The sequence below is a fragment of the Poseidonibacter sp. genome (assembly GCF_041821165.1).
Lineage (GTDB): Bacteria > Campylobacterota > Campylobacteria > Campylobacterales > Arcobacteraceae > Poseidonibacter.
Genome location: NZ_JBGUES010000226.1, coordinates 1 through 3,180, shown reverse-complemented (window position 1 = coordinate 3,180; position 3,180 = coordinate 1). Strand labels below are relative to the sequence as shown.

4 protein-coding genes are annotated in these 3,180 nt (G+C 25.2%); all 4 read left to right on the top strand.

Annotated features, from left to right (window positions below):
* Positions 1 to 109 precede the first annotated feature (109 nt).
* Positions 110 to 304 carry a hypothetical protein gene (locus ACERKK_RS12420; RefSeq protein ID WP_373773393.1) on the top strand — a complete coding sequence of 65 codons (195 nt, stop codon included), beginning with the start codon at positions 110 to 112 and terminating at the stop codon, positions 302 to 304.
* Between the two features lie 11 nt (positions 305 to 315).
* Positions 316 to 2,145 carry a TonB-dependent receptor plug domain-containing protein gene (locus ACERKK_RS12415; protein ID WP_373773392.1) on the top strand — a complete coding sequence of 610 codons (1,830 nt, stop codon included), beginning with the start codon at positions 316 to 318 and terminating at the stop codon, positions 2,143 to 2,145.
* A gap of 1 nt (position 2,146) precedes the next feature.
* Entirely contained in the window at positions 2,147 to 2,986 is an 840-nt protein-coding gene (locus ACERKK_RS12410) for an ABC transporter substrate-binding protein (protein ID WP_373773391.1), read from the top strand.
* A partial coding sequence (locus ACERKK_RS12405; RefSeq protein ID WP_373773390.1) for an ATP-binding cassette domain-containing protein occupies positions 2,958 to 3,180 on the top strand: 223 nt, incomplete at its 3' end. The genes ACERKK_RS12410 and ACERKK_RS12405, both read left to right, overlap by 29 nt.

Below are 3,180 nucleotides of genomic sequence, written 5' to 3'. Positions count from 1 at the left end.
ATATTTGACAGTTTAAATACATTTTTTATAATAAAATTTACAACTTTTAACCTTTTTTATGTATAATCCCACGCTTTAACAAATCAAAAATCCAAAAAGAGGGGATAAGATGAAAAATAAAATAAAAAAATATTTTACTTTTTTTACAATATTAATATCATCAATTATTACTACGTTAAACTCTTTTAGCTCTATGATTCACTCACTATTATCTCATAATAAACAAATAATTGTAGTTTTACTACTGCAACGTGAACTAAAATCAATAAAGCTATATTCAACAAATAAATACATAAAAAATTAGGAACATAAAAAATGCAGAAAAAAATATCTACTAGCTTAGTTGCAAGCTTACTAATCGCAACAAACCTTTATTCAAATGAAAATCTAGAAACAATCACAGTTACAAGTGCAACTAAATCAACTCAATCAATCAAAGATGTTACATCAAACGTAGAAGTTATTACAAAAGATGAAATAGAAGAAAGACATTTTACAACAGTTAGTGAAGCTTTAAATACACTTGCTGGAATTAATGTTATAAGTAATGGAGGATTAGGCAAATCAACTTCAGTATTTACAAGAGGTTTTGATTCACAAAGAATACTAGTATTGATTGATGGAATTAGGTATAACGATTTTACAGGAATTAGTGGTGCTAGGTTTGAACATTTAATGATTACAGATATTGAACAAATTGAAGTTATTAAAGGTGCGCAATCTGGAATTTGGGGAGCAGATGCTAATGCTGGAGTTATTAATATAATTACGAGTAGTTCAAAAGAAGGTACTCATGCAAATGTTGCTGTAGAATTTGGTTCATATAATACAAAAACATTGAATGCAAGCATATCTCATAAAACAAAGAAATTTGATGTAAAACTTGGAGTTTCAAAAATAAGTTCAGATGGGTTTACCTCTCAAGTACCACAAGGTGGTGATATTGATGCATTTGAAGATGATGGATATAAAAATACAACAATAAATGGAAAGGCTGGTTTTAATATTAATGATAATAATAGATTAGAATTAAGTCATAATACATTAAATGCTAAAAGTGAATATGATAAAGGAGCATTTGGTTCAACAATTGCTGAAAAAGCAAATGCTAAAGGATATGAATTAGAAACAAAAAATAGTTATAGTTCAGTTAATTTTTTAAATAAAAATGAATATTCAAATATTAAAGCTTATTCAAATTATACTAGAGTTAATAGAGATGACCCAAAAGGTTTTACTAAAAAATTTGATGGAACATTAAGAGAATATGGTTTAAATACAACAATACCATATTTAAATGAAAAATCTTTTTTACTTTTAGGTGCTGATTATAAAGTAACAAATCATAAAAATAATGTAAAAAAAGAATTAAGGAATAAAGCTACCTTTATCACAAATAGTACTACATTTGGAAAAACAATTTTTACGCAATCTTTAAGATATGATAAGTTTGATTTATTTGATAATAAAACAACAGGAAAAATCGGTTTAAGACATAACTTTTCAGATGATTTATATTCAAGTATAAATTATGGAACATCATATAATGTACCAACATTTTATAAATTATATGATGCTAATGCTGGATATTCAGATTTACAACCAGAATCTACAAAAGGAACAGACGTAACACTTGGTTATAAAGGATTAACATTAACATACTTTTATAATACTGTTACAAATATGATTGAATATAATAGTTCAACATATAAATATTATAATATGGATGATAAGGTAACTTTACAAGGTGTTGAAGTAGGTTATAAAAATGAAATTATGAATGATTTGATTGCAAATATAAATTATACATTTACTAGTGCAAAAGAAGATAACGATAAAAGATTACAAAGAAGAGCTAAAGATAGTGTAAAATTTGGTTTTGATTATTATGGAATTTATAAATTTCATTTTAATGTAAATGGTGAATATGTTGGTGATAGAGTTCAATATGATTTTGGTACATATGATGTAAGTGCAAATACTGGAAATTATACATTATGGAATGCGGTAGTAAACTATGAAATAAATAAAACATTTAATACATATGTTAAATTGGATAATGTTTTAAATAAGAAATATCAAGCAATTGATACATATGGAACTGCTGAGAGAAGTGCTTACATTGGTTTAAAGGCAAAATTCTAATATGAAAAAAACAATATTTATACTTCTTTTAATGTGTATAAATTTATTTGGTGAGAGTAGAATCATAACTCTCTCACCATCTATAAACGAAATAGTTTTTGCTTTAGGTGAGGGCAAAAATATTGTTGCGAATACTTTATATAGTGATTACCCAGAAGAATCTCAGAAAATACCTAAAGTAGGTGGTTATTCTACTATTTCATTAGAAAAAATAATTCAAGCAAAACCTACTGTTGTAATTACTCAAAATTATGATGAAAAACTTCTTAGAAATTTAAAAGCTTTAGGTATTAATACTTTAGTTTTTAAAACAGATACTATTAAATCAATTAAATATACAATAAAAACTTTAGGCGATTATTTTCATAAAACCAATTTAGCAAATGATTTATTATCTGATATAGATAATTCTTTGGCATCTTTAGCAAATATTGTTACAGATAAAAAAGTCTTAGTAGTAATTGGTCCAAGAAAAAATCTTGATAATCAAATATATATTGCGGGAAATAATTTATATTTTGAAGATATAATAAAAGCATCACAAAATAAAAACGCTTACTTTTCTACAAGTACAAATCAACCAACTGTAAACTCAGAGAAGATAATAAATATGAATCCTGATATAATAGTGCACATTTCTCCTTTTTTAAGAGATAAAGAAGAAGAACAAAAAAGAATGATAACTCTTTGGGAAACTTTACCAGTTAATGCAGCAGTTAATAAAAATATTTATATTGTTGCAAAAAGATATGCAGGAATTCCAAGTCATAGAGTTAAATATTTTATAAAAGATTTTAAAAAGATACTAGAAAATGTTAGAAATAAACAACTACAAAAGTGATATCTTAGATGATATTACTTTTACCCTACAAGAAAACGATAATCTTATAATTTTAGGACAAAATGGTGCAGGAAAATCAACACTTGCAAAGGTCTTATGTAATTTAATTGAAAATAATAATGTTAAACTATTTGGACAAAATATAGATGATATAAGTGATAAAAAAAGAGCAGAACTAATAAACTACATTCCAC

Coding starts and splice junctions, on each gene's coding strand:
- ACERKK_RS12420 (WP_373773393.1), top strand. CDS start 110: ATGAAAAATAAAATAAAAAAATATTTTACTTTTTTTACAATATTAATA.
- ACERKK_RS12415 (WP_373773392.1), top strand. CDS start 316: ATGCAGAAAAAAATATCTACTAGCTTAGTTGCAAGCTTACTAATCGCA.
- ACERKK_RS12410 (WP_373773391.1), top strand. CDS start 2,147: ATGAAAAAAACAATATTTATACTTCTTTTAATGTGTATAAATTTATTT.